The 14,175-nt window shown below is 58.7% G+C and carries 16 protein-coding genes; 7 read left to right on the top strand and 9 right to left on the bottom strand.

Going from position 1 to position 14,175, the window contains the following annotated elements:
- Positions 1 to 52: 52 nt before the first annotated feature.
- The gene (locus ACR0AH_RS05300) at positions 53 to 1,981 is read left to right on the top strand and encodes a glycosyltransferase family 2 protein (protein ID WP_480590743.1); all 1,929 of its coding nucleotides are present in this window, start codon (positions 53 to 55) and stop codon (positions 1,979 to 1,981) included.
- Here the strand turns inward: ACR0AH_RS05300 and ACR0AH_RS05305 are convergent.
- A complete protein-coding gene (locus ACR0AH_RS05305) occupies positions 1,938 to 2,585 on the bottom strand; it encodes a GntR family transcriptional regulator (RefSeq protein ID WP_170393473.1) in 648 nt (215 codons plus the stop codon). The two genes, ACR0AH_RS05300 and ACR0AH_RS05305, sit on opposite strands and share 44 nt — an antisense overlap.
- 100 nt (positions 2,586 to 2,685) lie before the next feature.
- On the opposite strand from ACR0AH_RS05305, the gene ACR0AH_RS05310 reads away from it, so the two are divergent.
- The 3 genes from ACR0AH_RS05310 to ACR0AH_RS05320 all read left to right on the top strand — a co-directional run bounded on the left by ACR0AH_RS05310 (position 2,686) and on the right by ACR0AH_RS05320 (position 4,935).
- The gene (locus tag ACR0AH_RS05310; RefSeq protein WP_480569200.1) at positions 2,686 to 3,330 is read left to right on the top strand and encodes a pyrimidine 5'-nucleotidase; all 645 of its coding nucleotides are present in this window, start codon (positions 2,686 to 2,688) and stop codon (positions 3,328 to 3,330) included.
- Positions 3,331 to 3,417: 87 nt separating this feature from the next.
- The gene (locus tag ACR0AH_RS05315; protein ID WP_170405023.1) at positions 3,418 to 3,666 is read left to right on the top strand and encodes a hypothetical protein; all 249 of its coding nucleotides are present in this window, start codon (positions 3,418 to 3,420) and stop codon (positions 3,664 to 3,666) included.
- A gap of 72 nt (positions 3,667 to 3,738) precedes the next feature.
- Positions 3,739 to 4,935: a UbiH/UbiF family hydroxylase gene (locus tag ACR0AH_RS05320; protein WP_480590745.1), complete on the top strand. Its 1,197-nt coding sequence runs from the start codon at positions 3,739 to 3,741 to the stop codon at positions 4,933 to 4,935.
- Positions 4,936 to 4,966: 31 nt separating this feature from the next.
- Here the strand turns inward: ACR0AH_RS05320 and ACR0AH_RS05325 are convergent, their stop codons facing one another.
- On the bottom strand, positions 4,967 to 6,094 hold the full coding sequence (locus ACR0AH_RS05325; RefSeq protein ID WP_480590747.1) for an aminotransferase class V-fold PLP-dependent enzyme: 1,128 nt from the start codon (positions 6,092 to 6,094) through the stop codon (positions 4,967 to 4,969).
- A 232-nt stretch (positions 6,095 to 6,326) separates the two neighbouring features.
- Here ACR0AH_RS05325 and ACR0AH_RS05330 point away from each other — a divergent pair, with 232 nt between their 5' ends.
- Positions 6,327 to 7,028 carry a GntR family transcriptional regulator gene (locus ACR0AH_RS05330; protein WP_170393483.1) on the top strand — a complete coding sequence of 234 codons (702 nt, stop codon included), beginning with the start codon at positions 6,327 to 6,329 and terminating at the stop codon, positions 7,026 to 7,028.
- Here ACR0AH_RS05330 and ACR0AH_RS05335 read toward each other — a convergent pair.
- Both ACR0AH_RS05335 and ACR0AH_RS05340 read right to left on the bottom strand, forming a co-directional pair.
- A complete protein-coding gene (locus ACR0AH_RS05335) occupies positions 7,025 to 7,483 on the bottom strand; it encodes an Lrp/AsnC family transcriptional regulator (protein ID WP_170393485.1) in 459 nt (152 codons plus the stop codon). The two genes, ACR0AH_RS05330 and ACR0AH_RS05335, sit on opposite strands and share 4 nt — an antisense overlap.
- Positions 7,480 to 7,935, bottom strand: a complete 456-nt coding sequence (locus tag ACR0AH_RS05340) for an Lrp/AsnC family transcriptional regulator (RefSeq protein ID WP_170393487.1) — start codon at positions 7,933 to 7,935, stop codon at positions 7,480 to 7,482. Before ACR0AH_RS05340 ends, ACR0AH_RS05335 begins: the two co-directional genes overlap by 4 nt.
- A 131-nt stretch (positions 7,936 to 8,066) precedes the next feature.
- Between ACR0AH_RS05340 and ilvC the strand changes: the two genes are divergently transcribed.
- Positions 8,067 to 9,089, top strand: a complete 1,023-nt coding sequence (gene ilvC, locus ACR0AH_RS05345) for a ketol-acid reductoisomerase (protein WP_170393489.1) — start codon at positions 8,067 to 8,069, stop codon at positions 9,087 to 9,089.
- Between the two features lie 45 nt (positions 9,090 to 9,134).
- Here the strand turns inward: ilvC and ACR0AH_RS05350 are convergent, their stop codons facing one another.
- Positions 9,135 to 9,590 (bottom strand): SRPBCC family protein, encoded by a 456-nt coding sequence (locus ACR0AH_RS05350; RefSeq protein WP_170626055.1) that lies wholly within the window; start codon positions 9,588 to 9,590, stop codon positions 9,135 to 9,137.
- Positions 9,587 to 9,895 carry an ArsR/SmtB family transcription factor gene (locus tag ACR0AH_RS05355; RefSeq protein ID WP_480590750.1) on the bottom strand — a complete coding sequence of 103 codons (309 nt, stop codon included), beginning with the start codon at positions 9,893 to 9,895 and terminating at the stop codon, positions 9,587 to 9,589. The genes ACR0AH_RS05350 and ACR0AH_RS05355 overlap by 4 nt, the downstream gene beginning before the upstream one ends.
- A gap of 78 nt (positions 9,896 to 9,973) precedes the next feature.
- Here ACR0AH_RS05355 and ACR0AH_RS05360 point away from each other — a divergent pair, with 78 nt between their 5' ends.
- Positions 9,974 to 10,876 carry a DMT family transporter gene (locus ACR0AH_RS05360; RefSeq protein WP_170405007.1) on the top strand — a complete coding sequence of 301 codons (903 nt, stop codon included), beginning with the start codon at positions 9,974 to 9,976 and terminating at the stop codon, positions 10,874 to 10,876.
- Here the strand turns inward: ACR0AH_RS05360 and glmM are convergent.
- From glmM to ACR0AH_RS05375, 3 genes are read right to left on the bottom strand one after another with little or no spacing between them, the layout of a single operon-like run.
- Complete coding sequence (gene glmM, locus ACR0AH_RS05365) at positions 10,873 to 12,216, bottom strand: phosphoglucosamine mutase (RefSeq protein WP_170393497.1); 1,344 nt, start codon at positions 12,214 to 12,216, stop codon at positions 10,873 to 10,875. The two genes, ACR0AH_RS05360 and glmM, sit on opposite strands and share 4 nt — an antisense overlap.
- Positions 12,217 to 12,249: 33 nt before the next feature.
- Positions 12,250 to 13,248, bottom strand: a complete 999-nt coding sequence (gene folP / locus ACR0AH_RS05370; RefSeq protein ID WP_170563320.1) for a dihydropteroate synthase — start codon at positions 13,246 to 13,248, stop codon at positions 12,250 to 12,252.
- Positions 13,245 to 14,165: a dihydroneopterin aldolase gene (locus tag ACR0AH_RS05375; protein ID WP_170393501.1), complete on the bottom strand. Its 921-nt coding sequence runs from the start codon at positions 14,163 to 14,165 to the stop codon at positions 13,245 to 13,247. Before ACR0AH_RS05375 ends, folP begins: the two co-directional genes overlap by 4 nt.
- Between the last annotated feature and the right edge of the window lie 10 nt (positions 14,166 to 14,175).

Below are 14,175 nucleotides of genomic sequence, written 5' to 3' on the forward strand. Positions count from 1 at the left end.
AACAGCGTTAACCGTGTGTTAACTCTGACTAAGCAACCCTGCCGGATGTTACATGCGGCAGGGTTTCGTTATGGTCGAATTGAATCTCCAGCGTCAGACACTGGCGCAGCCTGTGCCCGGGCCGCATTCGCGCAAACCGCTCGGCACATGTCTCGTCGAACAAGGCATCATCACACCCGACCAGTTGGCGCGCGCCCTGCGGATGCAAGTATTCCAGAACGCGCCATTGGGGGAAATACTGGTCAGTGAAGGATGGGCCAGCCGTGCGCAGGTTCTCTCGGCGCTGTCTGACCAAACCGGCCTTCAGATCGCCGATCTTGCGCAGGTACCACCTGCCGCAGACCTCTGTTTGCTCGAACCGGTCGAGTTTTGGTTGGAGCACAATGTACTGCCCTGGATGCGTGTGGGGCCAATCCTGCTGATCGCTACAGCCAGGCCAGATACATTCGACGCAGTGGCAGACGCATTGAAACGCCACCGTTACACAATCATCCCGGTTCTGGCAGGACCCGAGCAGATCGATGCCGCCATCGCCCGTCAATATGCTCAACCGCTGGCACAAGCTGCAGAAACTCGCGTTGAGGCGCGGCAAAGCTGCAGGAATTGGTCGGCCCAGACGCGCCGTGGGCCGATCATTGGATTTATCCTGTTCGCGGCACTCTGTGTTTGTTTCCCGATAGTTGGCCTCGGCCTTCTTTTGGGCTTTGCACTGCTGACCCTAGGACTGTTCTTGTCTCTCAGGCTCTCGGGGCTCATTGCTTATCTATGGCGAGAAAAATCTGAGCCAACAACAAAGACCTCTGAGTCACTTCGCCTACCCCGCGTCTCGATCCTTGTGCCGCTATATAAGGAACGCGAGATTGCCGATGACCTGATCGCCCGGCTGCGCCGCCTGACCTATCCCAAAGCGTTGCTGGATGTCATTTTGGTGCTGGAAGAGCGGGATGACGTAACCAATGAGGCGCTCAGGCAAATAGAACTGCCAACCTGGATGCGCGCCATTGTTGTGCCGGATCGGGGTGACCTGACCACCAAGCCCCGTGCGATGAACTATGCGCTGGATTTCTGCCGTGGAGAGATTTTGGGCGTTTGGGATGCCGAAGACGCGCCGCAATCCGATCAGATTGAAACCGTTGTCCGCCATTTCGCGAACGCCCCAAAGGAAGTGGTGTGCCTGCAAGGTATTCTAGACTACTATAATCCGCGCACCAATTGGCGGTCGCGCTGTTTTAGCATCGAATACAGCGGCTGGTTTCGCGTCGTCCTGAAAGGCATCGCGCGAATTGGTCTGGTCGTTCCGCTGGGCGGCACAACCTTCTTTTTTCGCCGCGACAAGCTGGTCGAACTGGGCGGTTGGGATGCCCATAATGTCACCGAAGATGCCGATCTGGGTGTCCGCCTAAGCCGTGCCGGATATCGGACCGAGATCGTCAGCACCACGACCTATGAAGAGGCGAACTTTCGCGCCTGGCCATGGGTCAAGCAGCGTTCGCGTTGGCTGAAAGGGTTCATGGTAACCTATCTGGTGCATATGCGCGCACCACGCCAATTGCTGCGCGATCTGGGGTTGCTGCGCTTTTTGGGCTTACAGGCCTTTTTTCTGGGAACACTGGGCCAATTCCTTCTGGCCCCGCTTTTGTGGGCGTTCTGGCCCATCTTTTTCGGGCTGCCCCACCTGTATCAACCAATCCTGACACCCGGTTTATTGACTGCCTGCGTGGTTCTGTTTCTCGTCGCCGAAGCCGCCAACCTATTGGTGGGTATCTGCGGTGTCATCGCAGGCAAACGCAGGTTCCTGCTACCCTGGGTGCCGACCATGGTGCTTTACTATCCGCTGGGCGTGTTGGCGGCCTACAAAGGCCTGTGGGAACTGGCGGTCAATCCGTTCTTCTGGGACAAGACCCAGCACGGCCATGCGGTCGAGGAACGTGAGGCCGCTATTTCTCGCGCCGGATCGCATCCTGTTTCAGCCGCGTCATGAAAGCGACCGAAATGTGATCCTGCAACGCCTTGGCCGCCGCGTCCTCGTCTCGCGCCGCAATCGCGTCCACGATGCCTTTGTGCTCGCTCTGCGCAATCTCGCCACGCCCTTCTGCGGCCAGCGATGTGGTCGCCATCAAGGCCATGGTCCGATGCACCAGATCAAGCTGCTGCACCAGATAGCGGTTATGCGAAGCCAGGTGAATCTGTTCGTGAAATCTCCGGTTGGCCCGCGACAGCGCAACAGGATCTCCGATCAACTCATTATCGGCCACCACCATGTCCCGCAGGACCCGAATTTCCTCTTCGGTTGCGTGTTTTGCGGCCAGACGTGCGGCCAGCCCTTCCAATTCACGCCGGACAACATAAAGCTCGGCCATCTGGTTGTGATCCAATGAGGCCACGATCAACGACCGCCCGTCCCGTTCCAGCAACGACTGCGTTTCCAGCCGCTGCAGCGCCTCGCGGATCGGAGTACGCGAAACGCCAAACCGCTCGGCCAGTTCGCTTTCCACCAGCCGATCACCAGGCTTGTAGACACCGACGTCTATCGCTTCGAGAATAAGGCTATAGGCGTCCGTATTGGACTGTTTGGATTGGGGCATCGGCTGAATTGTCTCCTCGTTCGGACCTGTCTAGCCGCCACACGCCCCCCCGATCAAGTGCGGCATTGAAAACCGCAGCCCATCGCCCTAAACCCAAAGCATGGTCAAACCTGCCTTTTTCCATGTCACCCAATGGGTGTTCGATCTAGACAACACGCTTTACCCGCCGCATATGCGCCTGTTCGATCAGATCGAAGTGCTGATGACGGATTACGTCGTGCAAGCTATCGGCGTCGACCGCCCCGAGGCCGACCGGTTGCGTTCGCATTACTGGCGCGAATACGGCACGACACTCGCGGGCCTGATGGCAGAGCACGATCTGGACCCCGATCCCTATCTTCACGCCGTGCATCAGGTGGACATGAGCCATATGGAACCCGATGTTGCGCTGGCGGAACATATCCGCGCTTTGCCCGGGCGACGCATTGTCTATACCAATGGATCTGCACCTTATGCCGAGCGCGTTCTGGCGGCACGCGGTCTGAATGGGCTGTTCGACGCGATCTATGGCGTAGAACACGCAGGCTATCGTCCCAAGCCGCAAAAAGCCGCGTTCGAGGCGATCTTTGCGCAGGATGGAATCGATACAGCGAAAGCCGCCATGTTCGAAGATGATCCACGCAATCTGGCCGCCCCGCACGAGATGGGAATGCGTACCGTGCACGTCGCGCCTGACCCGCACGAGGCTGACCATATTCACCATCACACCGATGATCTGACCGGGTTTCTGGGTCGCCTGCGATAGGCTGTCACACTGCGACGATCTGTTCGTTTCGCAGGTGCAGAATTGACCCCATATGCTGCTCAGCGACGAACAGAATCGGAGACCCCAATGACCGCGCTTGAGATGCCTCAGCGCCTGCCTCTTTGGCAGCGCCTTTTGTTTGCAATTCCCGTGTTTGGCTGGATGGCCCGGGACGCGGCCAATGCCGAAGCTGAAGACCTTTATTATACAGCCGCGGCGCTGGTCAGCATGTGGGGCTGTTCCATCCTTCTGTTCGGCCTGCCGGGTCTTTATATTCCCGCCCTGATGCTGGTGCCGACGATGTTCCTTGTCCTGATTTTGATCTCTCGGGGATAAAGCACGAGACAGGATGTCACTTGGCGCCCACCGCGCAACAGCACTAGTGTCTGCGGCAACGGAGACATACTCATGACTGACAGCTGTGACATCCTGATTTCCGGCGGCGGAATCGCCGGATTGACCGCCGCCGCCGCCTTTGGCGCTGCCGGGTTCGACGTAGTCTGCGTCGATCCCACCCCTCCGATCACCGAGCGGGACGTGGACGGATCGGATCTGCGTACCACCGCTTTTTTGCAGCCTGCCCACGGTCTGTTGGAACAATGCGGGCTTTGGGCCAAACTGGATGCCCACGCCGCGCCCCTGCAGATCATGCGCATCGTAGATGCGGGCGGAGATGTGCCTGAACCGCGCGTCGTGCGTGATTTCAACGCCGCCGATATCTCGGACCAGCCATTCGGATGGAACCTGCCCAACTGGCTGTTGCGCCGCGAGATGGTAGTACGCTTGGCCGAATTGCCAAATGTCGATTTCCGCCCGGGCACCGGCACGGTCAGCCTGTTCACCCGCACCAATGAGGCGCGGGTCGGCCTGAGCGACGGAACCCGCATCCGCTGCAAACTGGTAATCGCCGCCGACGGGCGCAGTTCACCAATGCGCGAAGCTGCCGGGATCAATGTTCATACCACGCGCTACGGCCAAAAGGCCCTCGCCTTCGCCGTCACCCATCCCATCCCACACGACAATGTCTCGACCGAGATTCACCGCTCGGGCGGGCCGTTCACTTTGGTGCCCCTGCCCGACTGGCAAGGCCAGCCGTCCTCGGCGATTGTCTGGATGGAACGTGGGCCACGTGCCGTTGAACTGCTAAACCTTGAATCCGACGCGTTCGAAGCCGCCATGACCGAACGCTCTTGCGGGCTGTTCGGACCGCTGAAATTGGCCTCACGCCGGACGATTTGGCCGATCATCAGCCAGTCGGCGGAACGGTTGTCGGGCGAACGCATCGCGCTGATGGCCGAGGCCGCGCATGTGGTGCCACCTATTGGTGCGCAGGGGCTGAACATGTCGTTGGGCGATCTGCGCTGCTTGCTGGAATTGACGCAAGCCCGGCCCGAGGGCTTAGGCGATGGGCAGATGTTGGATTCCTATCACAAGGCCCGCCATACCGAGATCGAACTGCGCGTCAAGGGCATCGACCTGCTGAACCGCGCCTCCATGATCGAAGCGCGTCCGCTGCGCGACGCACGAGCGATGGGGCTGAATGCGCTCTATTCCCTACCACCCGTGCGCAAGACGCTCATGCAAATGGGCCTCGGCGTCCGCTGAACCGCAGGGCGGGCTTCTACCCGCCACGCTATTACAGCACCTGATCCAGAACCCGTTTCAGGCGCGCAATCGTGTCGTCAACATCATACAGCTTGTCCAAGCCAAACAGGCCGAGACGGAAGGTGCTGAACCCTTCGGGTTCGTCACATTGCAGCGGTACGCCGGCTGCGATCTGCATGCCCAGGGCCGCGAACTTCTTGCCGTTCTGCACTTCGGGGTCTGCTGTATAGCTGACCACCACACCCGGCGCGCCGAACCCTTCGGCGGCAACCGACATGACGCCCTTGTCCCTAAGATAGGCCCGGACGCCATCACCCAGCGCCCATTGCGCCGCGCGCAGCTTTTCGAAGCCGTACGCGCGCGTCTCGGCCATTGTGTCGCGGAAGGAAAGCAGAGAATCCGTCGGCATGGTGGCGTGATAGGCATGGCCGCCATTCTCGTAGGCCTGCATGATCTGGCGCCATTTCTTCAAATCTATCGCAAAGCTATCGGATGAGGTTTCTGCCAGCCGCGCCTCGGCGCGTTCGGATAGCATGACAAGACCGGCGCATGGCGTTGCGCTCCACCCCTTCTGCGGAGCCGAGATCAGCACATCCACTCCGGTGGCCTTCATATCGACCCAGGCACAGCCCGAGGCGATGCAGTCCAGCACCATCAACGCCCCTACCTCATGCGCAGCAGCGGCCATCGCTGTCACATAATCATCAGGCAGAATCACTCCGGCCGAGGTCTCAACATGCGGCGCGAAGACAATACCCGGTCGTTTCTCATGGATTGTCGCCACAACTTCATCAATCGGGGCCGGAGCAAAAGGTGACGGGCTGGAATTGCCGGTTTCGCGCGCTTTGAGAACGGTGGTCGACGATGTCAGATCACCTGACTCGATGATCTGGCTCCACCGATATGAAAACCACCCATTGCGTACGACAAGCACATCAGCACCCCGCGCAAACTGTCGCGCGACGGCTTCCATCCCATAGGTGCCTCCGCCGGGAATGACCGCAACGCCTTCAGCATTGTAAACTTCACGCAGCATTGCCGAAATATCGCGCATGACTCGCTGAAAACTTGCAGACATATGGTTCAGAGAACGGTCGGTAAAAACCACCGAGAACTCCTCCAGCCCGCCCGGGTCAACAGTATTCAGTAGTGCCGGCATGATGCATCCTTTCTATTGGGTCCTTTTTGTTCTGCCTTGTCTTGCGCGCTCGGTAAAGCGTCAAACGCGGCCTGAAGTTGACCCAAAGTAACCCACAGCCAAAAATTTCATTTTGAGTTTTTACATGCCACAATTAGCAGAAATGACGCCAACCAGAGTCAGGTCCCCTTTACACCCTAGCGTGTTTCTGAACAGATACACACACTTTGAACAAGAACGGATAATTTTACTCGTGACTGCGCAAAAGCGGATTAGTTTTCAAGTCGTTCGAGACGAGGTAAAGCGGCGGATTGAATCCCGCATATGGCCTCAGGGCTCGCTTTTACCCACCGAAACCCAATTAGCGGAAGAGTTCAATTGTGCCCGCGCCACAGTGAACCGGGCGCTGAGGGAGCTCGCCGAACAGGGCTTTGTCGAGCGCAAGCGCAAAAGCGGAACGCGGGTCAAGAAAGAACCACGCAAACAAGCCAAGCTTGAAATTTCACTTGCGAGACAAGCGGTTGAGAACCAAAACTCAGCCTATCGCTATGCTCTGGTGGAACGGAACGTGGTCTACAGCCCCGGCTGGCTGACCTCGCAACTGAATGTCGAACCGGACGCGCGCGTTCTGCACGTGATCTGCATGCACTATGCAGACAACCGCCCCTTCCAGCTTGAAGAACGCTGGATCAATATCGAAGCCGTACCCGAGGTCGAGCAAGCCGACCTCAACAAAAGTGGCCCACACGAATGGTTGTTGAATGCTGCCCCGTTCACCGAAGCTGAAATCGCCTTTTGCGCGATCTCGGCGGACAATCGTCTAGCTGATTTCATGGGCACAACCACTGGCACTTCGATGATTCAGCTGGAACGGACCACGTGGAAGGACGGGCAACCGATGACTTTCGCCCGCATGACCCATCATCCGGGGTTCCGCATCCGCACTAAATACTAACCGATCGGCCCGGGCAGGCGTTCTTCGCTCAGCAGTACATTGGCTTCGACCTCTCCGGCCCCTGGTAAGGTCATCACCCTTCGGCGCAGAACCCGTTCGAAGTCTGCCAGATCCCGCGCCACGACGCGCAAGCGATAATCATAAAGACCCAGCACATGCTCAACCGTCTGCACCTCGGGAATGGCGCTGACGGCACGTTCAAAATCTTCAAGGCTGACCTGCCCTTTTCGCGCAAGTTTCACGCCGAGAAAGACGGTCACTCCAAAACCCAGGGCCTCGGCATTCAGACGCAGCCGCCGCCCCTTGATCACGCCTGCTTCTTCCAGTCGACGAATACGCCGCCAGGTCGCAGGCTGCGATAAGCCAAAGCGGCGCCCCAGAGCCCCCGCGCTTTGGGTCGCGTCCTGCACCAGCGCGCGCAGAATTCTGCGGTCGATCTCATCCAGTTCGATCATACCGGCAACACCTCATCCCGTTTGACTCGGGCGATATGCATAAGGGCTTCGATATCGGCGATATGCGGTAGGGTCAGAATGCGATCGCGATAGACCTGTTGATAATGCGCCATATCTCGCGCCAACACCGATAGGCGCACATCCACCCGACCAAGGAAGGTCTGGATCTCGATCACCTCGGCCACGTTCCGCGCCGCCGCCGTGAATTCGTCGAACGCCCGTGCCTGCGTCTTGTCCAGCGTTATTCGCAAAGAGACCTCGACCGCATAGCCCAAGGCGGCCCAGTCGATAACGGCTTCCTGCCCCTCGATCACTCCTGCCGCCTGCATTTTTTCGATCCGGCGCCAGCAGACGCCCGAAGTGATGCGGCATCGCTCAGCCAATTCTGCCGTTGTCAGGCTTGGCTCGGCCTGGAAGTGGCGCAGTATACGTCGATCAACATCATCAAGCATGATTTTTTCACATTTCGTTCAATAGAAGAATTATTCTTCATCTATTTGTCAAATACTCAATCCAAACCCTATCGCCAATAGCAATCACGCAAGATAGAAGCACATCAATCGAAACTGAAAGGACCGGCGAAATGCGCGTCTATTACGATCGCGATTGCGACATCAACCTGATCAAAGACAAAAAAGTGGCGATTCTGGGCTACGGCTCGCAAGGCCACGCCCACGCGCTGAACCTGCGCGACTCGGGCGCCAAGAACCTGGTCATCGCCCTGCGCGAAGGCTCCCCCTCGGCCAAGAAAGCCGAAGCGGAAGGCCTGCAGGTGATGGGCATCGCCGAAGCCGCAGCCTGGTGCGACGTTATTATGTTCACCATGCCTGACGAACTGCAAGCTGAGACGTACAAGAAATACGTGCACGACAACATCAAGCCAGGTGCGGCCATCGCGTTCGCCCACGGCCTGAACGTCCATTTTGGCCTGATCGAGCCGAAAGAAGGCGTCGACGTGATCATGATGGCCCCCAAAGGCCCCGGTCACACCGTGCGCGGCGAATACACCAAAGGCGGCGGCGTTCCTTGCCTCGTCGCGGTCGACAACGACGCGACCGGCAAAGCGCTGGAAATCGGCCTGTCATACTGCTCGGCCATCGGTGGCGGCCGTTCGGGCATCATCGAAACCAACTTCCGCGAGGAATGCGAAACCGACCTGTTCGGTGAGCAGGCTGTTCTGTGCGGCGGTCTGGTTGAACTGATCCGCTGCGGCTTTGAAACGCTGGTTGAGGCCGGCTACGCGCCCGAGATGGCATATTTCGAGTGTCTGCACGAAGTGAAGCTGATCGTTGACCTGATCTATGAAGGCGGCATCGCCAACATGGATTATTCGATCTCGAACACGGCTGAATATGGCCAGTACGTCACCGGCCCGCGTATTTTGAAATACGACGAGACCAAAGCGCGTATGAAAGAGGTTCTGAACGACATCCAGCAGGGTAAATTCGTCCGTGACTTCATGCTGGAGAACGCTGTAGGCCAACCGACCATCAAAGCGTCGCGCCGTGCGAACGATGAGCACATGATCGAGGAAACCGGTGCAAAACTGCGCGCCATGATGCCCTGGATCTCGGCTGGTAAAATGGTCGACAAAGAAAAGAACTAAGTCTGACAAATGTCAGCGAAAGGGCGGCCCCGGTGGCCGCCCTTTTCATTTGGTGACAGCATTTGCGTAGCATTCGCCCAGAACATAATCCCAGCCACTGTCGTAACCGGTGCGTTTGTCCGACGCCTCAGATGCCCAGACTTCCCAGCCCGAATGGGTCAGAGTGACCGTGGTATGCCCGGCTCCGTGGGCTACGAACCGGACCTCAACCCGCGTGGGGCGGTCGGTGTTGGTGCCAGGGTGCCAGCTAAAGGCCAAGCGAGCCCCCTGCTCGAAGATCAATACCTTGCCCCAATCAGCGCGGGTGCCATCGAACATGGTTTCATAAACCGCACCGCCGACATGAGGTTCGATCACAACTGCCAGCGCAGGCTTGCCTTGCGCCGCTGAGACAGCGTGCCCATCCAATGGCCACCATTTGGCAATGCGATTTACAAAAACATCAAAGGCGTGCTCGGGCGCTGCGTTCACAACAATGGTCTTGATGATTGGTTCGATCATGCATCTCGTCCTTCGTTTACCTCGGCGGCGAAACACTCCAACACGTCCGACCAGTATTGCTCGAGCCAGGCGCGCAGTTCTGCCAGCCCCTCGGGTCGGGCGGCATAGATGCGGCGCGTTCCCTCAGCCCTGCAAACGACAAGTCCGGCATCGGACAAGACCTTTAAATGTTGCGAGACCGCCGGGCGGCTTACGGGCAAATCCGCAGCCAGATCACCAACCGCCCTGGGGCGCTCCGCCACCTCCTCAAATACCTTGCGACGGGTCGAATCCCCTAAAGCCGAAAGCACTTCTTTGTAAGCCATATCTTACGGTAAGTAATGACTTACCTAATGTCAATATCAGCGCGTGACACCGTCAGATTCGCGGGATAAGTGGATGGAATGGTTCAACAACCGACAAAACAGGATTGGAGCGGTGTTTTCACGCTGGGCCTCATCTGGGGCGGGACGTTCATGGTGGTTGCCATGGCGCTGGAAGGCTATGGACCGGTCACCGTGGCGACGTCGCGCACCACATTGGGTGCCGTTATGCTGCTGGTGCTGATGCGCCTTACCGGACGGCGTATTCCGAGTTTGACACCAGCCCTTTTGAGTTCGATTTTCTTCATCGGCATTCTGTCGACGGCGGTTCCCTTCATGCTGTTAAGCTGGGGGCAACAATTTGTCCCTTCGGCCTTTGCGGGTCTGTCCATGGCGGCGATTCCGCTGATGGTTCTGCCGCTGGCACATTTCTTTTCGGATGAGCCTATGAACCTACGGCGTCTGGTCGGCGTTTGCCTTGGCTTCTCTGGCGCGCTTGTGTTGATCGGGCCCGGTCTGGCGCAATTGGGTCAGGGTACGCAGCCACTGGCGCAAATGGCCTGCGTCACGGCAGCCTTGTGCTACGCCAGTTCGTCGATCCTGACCCGCCGCTGCCCTCCGATTGAACCGATGGCTCTGGCAGCCCTGACGCTGCTGGTTGGCGCAGTACTATTGATACCTATCATGCTGCTAACCGAGGGGCTGCCCTCGTGGCAGGGAACGCGCCCCAGTCTGGCCCTGATCGTTCTGGGCCTTGTCCCCACGGCCTTCGCCACCCTGCTGCGAGTATCCATCACCCGCAGCGCCGGGTCCGTCTTTCTGACGCTGGTGAACTATCAGGTGCCCGTTTGGTCGATGGTGTTCGGGGCCTGGATTCTATCCGAAGCCCTGCCGCTGCGGTTCTATATCGCGCTTGCCATGATCCTAACCGGGCTGGCAATCAGCCAGTGGTTCACTCTGCAGAAAATGCTACTGGGGCGTTAACCTGTCGCCGCCTCAACCTCGGATACGATCCCATCGACCACTTGGGTCAGCAGTGCGGCATCCTCGCATTCCGCCATCACCCGGATCAGAGGTTCCGTGCCCGATTTGCGGATCAGCAAACGCCCCTGCCCATTCAGACGCGCCTCGGCCTCGGAAATCGCGCTTTTGACGCTGGCCGCTTCCAGCGGGGCCTGCCCTGCGCTAAAGCGCACATTCTTCAGCAATTGCGGCACCGTCTCAAACTGGCGCGATAGGTCCGAGGCTTTCTTGCCGGATTGCACCATCTCTGCCAGAAAATGCAGCCCCGCCATCAGACCGTCGCCGGTTGTGGCATAGTCGCTCATCACGATGTGACCTGACTGTTCGCCACCAAGATTGAAACCACCCTCGCGCATCCGTTCAACCACATAGCGGTCGCCAACGGCAGTCCGCTCCAGACGCAGCCCCTGCCCGGCCAGGTGCCGCTCCAACCCGAGGTTCGACATCACAGTGGCCACCAAGGCGCCGCCTTTCAACTGATCCGCGCGGGACCACGCGGTCGCCAACAGAGCCATCAACTGATCCCCATCGGCGACAGCGCCAGTTTCGTCGATCACAACGACGCGGTCGGCATCCCCATCCAGACAGATACCTACATCGGCGCCGTGTGAAACCACGGTTTCGGCCGCAACACGAGGCTGGGTTGAGCCACATCCGAGGTTGATGTTCTTGCCGTTCGGCGCGATGCCGACCGGGATCACATCTGCTCCCAACTCCCAAAGAACTTCCGGCGCAGTACGGTGCGCGGCACCGTTGGCGCAGTCGATCACAACCTTCAGCCCATCCAAGCGCAGATTGCGCGGCAGCGATGATTTCACACGCTCGCCATAACGGAACCGCGCATCGTCGACCCGACGCGCACGACCAATATTCTGCGCCTGTGCGGGGCTTACGCCTTCTTCGATCAGCCGCTCGATCTCAATCTCGGCCTGATCGGACAGCTTGAACCCGTCCGGCCCAAAGAATTTAATTCCATTGTCGATCGCCGGATTGTGGCTAGCCGAGATCATCACGCCCAGATCCGCGCGCATCGAGCGCGTCATCAACCCTACCGCAGGAGTCGGCACCGGCCCCAGCAGAAGCACGTTCATACCGGTCGAGGTCAAACCTGCCGTCAGCGCATTTTCCAGCATATAGCCCGACAGCCGCGTATCCTTGCCAATGACAACGCGATGTACGCCTGAGGCATCGCGGCGGAAATAACGCCCCACAGCCGCGCCAATCCGCAAAGCCATTTCCGCCGTCATAGGGTGCGTGTTGGCGGTGCCCCGCACCCCGTCGGTTCCAAACAGCTTGCGCATAAGTCGGTCTCCTGAAAATTCCTTTTGCCCGGATTACCGGACGGCGGCCCATAGACGCAAGGCCTGAGCCGTCTCGGCCACGTCATGTACCCGTACAATCTGCACGCCCTGTGATATTCCCGCCAGAGCTACCGCGATTGACCCCGGCGCGCGGGCATCCTTGCGCGGCTCTTTACCGATCTGACCAATAAATCCCTTGCGCGAAACGCCCAGAAGGATTGGACAGCCCAGCCCGTGAAACAGGCTGAGATTGCGCAGAAGGGTCAGGTTGTGGTCCAGATTCTTGCCAAACCCGATGCCCGGATCGATGACAATCAAATCGCGGCTGAGCCCCAGTCCTTCAAGATGCGCGATTTGCCCCTCAAGGAAATCGTAAACATCCAGCAGAACATTGTCATAGTGCGGGTCATCCTGCATCGTGGTCGGATCACCCTGCATATGCATCACACAAACCGGAGCCTCAATCTGCGCGCAAAATGGTGCAAGTTTAGGATCGAAGGTAAATCCCGACACATCGTTGATCAGTCCCGCACCCGCCTGATGCGCTGCCTTGGCAACACCGGCCTTGCGAGTATCGATCGAGATCAACACATCCGTCTCGCCCCGAATTGCCTCAATCAAAGGGCGTGTGCGGGCAATCTCTTCGTCTTCAGGCACAAAATCAGCGCCCGGGCGCGTGGATTCGCCGCCAATGTCCAGAATACTTGCACCATGCGCTACCATGTCGGCGGCAGCGGTCCGAGCGGCCTCGACCGAGTTATGCAGCCCCCCATCCGAGAAGCTATCCGGCGTGGCATTCAGAATGCCCATGATCTGCGTTCGTGCCATATCAAGTCCGGCAATCGCTGGACGCGCGCAGGTCAGACGATCCAGCTGTTCCTTTGGGATTTCAACGGCATCGACGATCTGGGTGCTTTGCCCGCGCTCAATCCGCTCGGCCTGTGAGAACCACAGCACCTGCCCTGCAAGTGGCACCGCCCCGTCGACGCGCGTGCTCCCATGCTGGACCAATGGGCGGTAATAGACGGTCACAGTTGCGCCTGCTCTACCGGAACTGCGCGCAATGGCGTTTTGGGGGCTTCGGGCAGGTCTCCGCCAATAACCAGCATCTCGCTGGCTTCAAAGGTTGCTGCGAACCAAGCAGCCAGCGCCACCGCGTCAGACGGCGCGGCTGAGGGGCCATCGACCGCATCCAGAACAATTTTGGAGGGTGCCCAAACACAAATCTGGCCGTTTTTCATCGCCCAATCCAACTCGGTCCGCGTTGAAACGACCACGCAACGGTGATCGCGCGCAGCCAGAACCCAGGCGTTCTGTTCAATTGCCAACAGATCTATCCGGCGTTGGGTCATTGCGTGACCCGTCTGCGGCACATCCAGATCAGACGCCCCAACACACAGGATCAGCGGGCGCTGGCGATTCTCAAGCTGGTCGATCCAGCCGGTGAGATTACCTGATGAAATCGCTGCATTCGACAGAAAGACCAACCGTGGATGTGGCCGCTCTTCTTCGGTCACATCATGATGTACCGCATCCTTGCCGCGCACGATCTCGACGCCAAGCGCGCCAGGTCCACGATCCAGTTTTTCAATGCGAACAAAGGCTCTTACAGCCTGAGGCTCAAGCAGAATGCGCTCCGCCACGCGATCTGCCAGTGTCTCGAGCAAATTTAGTCGCTCAGCAGCCAGCTCGAACGCAATCGCTTCGGTTACACGGTCGTAAGACAGAATACGATCCACGTCATCATCGATGGGGTCTGTCAGCGGACGCACCTCGACCACGATGTTAAAGCAGATCCGTTGCGTGGTACCGCGTTCGGCCTGAAACGCCCCGATCTCGACCTCAACGATGTGATCGCGCAGCGAAATGCGGTCCAGCGCACCGCGCGCGGCGGTAGCCTCGGACCGTTCGGACGGGTGCGCAAAGGCAAGACGGATTTCAGAGCTCATGCGGCGGACC

This window comes from Ruegeria sp. AM5 (assembly GCF_056540645.1).